The organism is Dietzia sp. DQ12-76 (genome assembly GCF_014145045.1).
Taxonomy (GTDB): domain Bacteria; phylum Actinomycetota; class Actinomycetes; order Mycobacteriales; family Mycobacteriaceae; genus Dietzia.
Window position 1 is genome coordinate 1 of the sequence record NZ_JAALDV010000122.1, and the last position, 3,202, is coordinate 3,202.

Here is a 3,202-nt window from a genome sequence, read left to right on the forward strand (position 1 = left end):
GCAGCCGCGGCGTCGACACGGGTCACGCCGTCCCTGGTGGCGAACCGGTGCAGTCCCCGGACCGCGGCGAGCGCACGGGCGACCGAACTGGGCGCGAGCGCTCTCCTGCCGACGTCCGGGTCGGCGGTGGCGAGCCGCACCCGGAACTCCTCGACATGCGATTCGGTCACGGCCCCGAGATCCTCGACCCCCGCCTCCGACAGGTAGAGCCGGTACTTCTCCAGGTCACGCCGGTAGGCGGCGAGGGTGTGGGCGGAGGCCCCCTGTTCGACGGCGAGGTGGTCGAGGTATCCGCGGATCTGGACCGCAGCGCCGTCGTGACGTGTCATCGCGGTACGGACGGCGTCATCAGGGCAGCGGCCGGCATCATCGCTGGCGCCCGGTCAGCGCCCGGCGAGCATCGCCCGTGCGGCGAGGATCCCGGCCACGGCGATGCCGTTGACGATGCGCCCGTCCAACACGGCGTCCACGGCGTCGGGGAACGGGATACGCGTGACCTCCATATCCGCCTCCTCGTGATGGGCCTCCGGACGGTCCACCTCACTGAGCTCCGTGGCGAGGAACACGTGGACGCGTTCGGTGCAGAAGCCCGGTGACGGGACGATCGAGATGACCGGCTCCCAGGACCGCGCCTCCACCCCGGCCTCTTCGACCAGCTCACGGCGTGCGGTCTCCACGGGCTGCTCCCCCTCGACGTCGCACAACCCCGCCGGCAGCTCCCAGAGTCGCTCCCCCACCGCGTGGCGGTACTGACGGACCAGCGTGATCCGATCGGCGTCATCGAGCGCGATCACCGCGACGGCGTCATCGTGCCCGCAGATCTCACGCTCGGCGGTCCCCCCGCCCGGCATCGTGAGGGTGTCCACGCGCAACCGGACTATCCGGCCGTCGAAGATCTCCCGGCTGGCGACGGTCCGGTAGTCGTGCGACCCGGGGGCGCCGGAGTCGGCCACCGGTGATCAGCTCCCGTCCGCGCGGGCGTCGGAGGTCAGCTCGGCGTCGACGTCATCGACGCGGACACTGGACGTCCCGGCGTCCGGCGCGGCGACGGTCGCCGGAGCGGGCTCCCCCGACTGGTCGGCCCGCCACGGTTCGACCGGCAGCCGCATCTCGTTCTCGTAGTCCAGCGCCGCCTTGATAAAGGCGACGAACAACGGGTGCGGGCGGGTGGGCCGCGACTTGTACTCCGGATGCGCCTGCGTGGCGACGAAGAACGGGTGCTGCTCCCGCGGGTACTCGACGAACTCGACCAGGTGGCCGTCGGGAGACGTGCCGGAGAAGCGGAGCCCGGACTCGGCGATCCTGTCCCGGTAGGCGTTGTTGACCTCGAACCGGTGCCGGTGCCGTTCGGAGATCTCGGTGGCGCCGTACGCCTCGGCGACCAGCGACCCCCTGCTCAGGACCGCCGGGTACGCGCCCAGTCGCATGGTGCCCCCCAGATCGGCGTTGCCCGCCACGGCGTCGACCTGGTCCGCCATCGTGGAGATCACCGGGTGCTCGGTGTCGGGCTCGAACTCCGTCGAGGACGCGCCCTCGAGTCCCACCGACCGGGCCGCCTCGATCACCGAACACTGCAGTCCCAGGCACAGACCCAGCAACGGGATCCCGTTCCTGCGGGACCACGAGATCGCGCCGAGCTTGCCTTCGATCCCTCTGATGCCGAAGCCGCCGGGGATCAGCATGCCGTCGACTCCCCGGAGTGCCTCCCGCGCGCCGGCCTCGGTCACGCAGGCGTCGGATTCCACCCACCGGATGTTGACCCGCGCCCGGTGGGCGAAGCCACCCGCGCGCAGGGCCTCGGTCACCGAGAGGTAGGCGTCGGGCAGGTCGATGTACTTGCCGACCAGGGCGATCTCGACCTCCTCGCGGGGCTCGTGCACACGCCTGAGCAGCTCGCCCCACACCGTCCAGTCGACGTCCCGGAAGGGCAGATTGAGCTTGCGGATGACGTGGGTGTCGAGGTGCTCACCGAAGAGGACCTTGGGGATGTCGTAGATGCTGGGCGCGTCAGGGGTCGAGACGACGCCCTCGAGGTCGACGTCGCACATGAGCGCGATCTTGGACTTCAACCCGTCCGGCACCTCACGGTCGCAGCGCAGGACCAGACCGTCCGGGACGATGCCGATGGACCGGAGCGCCGCCACGGAGTGCTGGGTGGGCTTGGTCTTGAGCTCGCCCGACGGCGCGAGATACGGAACCAACGACACGTGGAGGAAGAAGATGTTCTCGCGCCCGACCTCGTGGCGGACCTGCCGACAGGCCTCCAGGAAGGGCTGCGACTCGATGTCGCCGACGGTGCCGCCGACCTCGGTGATCACGACGTCCGGGCGGCGCCCCTGCTCGTCGGGCGCGCCCATCGCGATGATGCGCTCCTTGATCGCGTCGGTGATGTGCGGGATCACCTGGACGGTGTCCCCCAGGTACTCGCCGCGACGCTCCTTGGCGATCACCGCGGAGTAGACCTGTCCGGTCGTCACGTTGGCGTTGGCGCTCAGGTCGCGATCGAGGAAGCGCTCGTAGTGCCCCAGGTCGAGGTCCGCCTCCGCGCCGTCCTCGGTGACGAACACCTCACCGTGCTGGAACGGGTTCATGGTGCCCGGGTCCACGTTGATGTACGGGTCGAGCTTCTGCATGGTCACGCGCAGTCCGCGCGCGGTGAGGAGCTGCCCCAGGCTGGAGGCGGTCAGCCCCTTACCCAGCGACGACGCCACGCCACCGGTGACGAAGATGTGCTTGGTCGCGGACCGCGACGCGGCTCGGTTCAGTGCCAAGGGGACTCCCGTGTCCAGACGCCGGAATGGATGAATGCTGGTGTGGCTCCGGTGCACCCCACGGGGCTTCAGGCTATCACCGCGCAGGCGCGGTGGGGAGCGACGGCACCGCCGCGGTCGCGTCCGGACGCAGACCGTAGTGACCCTGGCCTCGTGCGAGCTGCTCCGCGAGCGCGAGTCCCGTCGCCAGGCGGCCCGAGTCGGAACCCGCGGAGTCGACGGTCGAGACCCCGTCCTCCCCGGAGGACCGCAGTACGGTCACCGCGTCGTACCCCTGCGTGCCCGTGAGTTCGGCCGACACGACCGTCCCCGCGCCCTCGGCGTCGAGGGTCCGTGCGAGGGCGGCCAGCCGGACGGCGGTCGATTCGGCCTCGCCGGGGCCGGTGACGATCAGGGCCAGCTGACCCGGCCGGAGGGTGCCCTGCTCGAAA

General features: G+C 70.7%; 4 protein-coding genes. All 4 read right to left on the bottom strand.

Features of this window, described 5'->3' with window-relative positions; all coding sequences use genetic code 11:
• On the bottom strand, positions 1-329 hold a 329-nt coding region (locus G6019_RS05415; protein ID WP_182627167.1), incomplete at its 3' end, for a site-specific integrase.
• A 54-nt stretch (positions 330-383) separates the two neighbouring features.
• Complete coding sequence (locus G6019_RS05420; protein ID WP_107756359.1) at positions 384-953, bottom strand: NUDIX domain-containing protein; 570 nt, start codon at positions 951-953, stop codon at positions 384-386.
• Positions 954-959: 6 nt separating this feature from the next.
• The gene (locus G6019_RS05425; protein ID WP_231750585.1) at positions 960-2,765 is read right to left on the bottom strand and encodes a CTP synthase; all 1,806 of its coding nucleotides are present in this window, start codon (positions 2,763-2,765) and stop codon (positions 960-962) included.
• Between the two features lie 82 nt (positions 2,766-2,847).
• Positions 2,848-3,202 (bottom strand): copper transporter (locus G6019_RS05430; RefSeq protein WP_182627170.1); only part of this gene is annotated, 355 nt, incomplete at its 5' end.